Genomic DNA, 278 nt, shown 5'->3' with positions numbered 1-278 from the left:
TACCATCGGCGTGTTGAAGCTTAACCATCGTGTTCGGAATGGGAACGGGTGTAACCTTCAAGCCATAATCACCAGATACATTTAATTCAATGCACAATGTACAATTCACAATGCACAATGAATGTCGATTTTGCTTTCGCAAAATCTATATTGTTGTTGTTGTGTTTGAAATATTCTTTCAAAATCGCATAGAAATAAATTACACTGTATAAATTGTTGAATAAGCCCTCGACCTATTAGTACTGGTCAGCTGAACACATTACTGCGCTTACACCTCC

1 rRNA gene is annotated in these 278 nt (G+C 37.4%); it reads right to left on the bottom strand.

Features of this window, described 5'->3' with window-relative positions:
* Positions 1 to 76: ribosomal RNA gene (gene rrf / locus ACVHXK_RS18825) — 5S ribosomal RNA — on the bottom strand; the annotation flags it as partial.
* Positions 77 to 278 lie beyond the last annotated feature (202 nt).

This window comes from Clostridium sp. DL1XJH146 (genome assembly GCF_054819755.1).
This window is presented reverse-complemented; position numbering and strand designations above follow the sequence as displayed.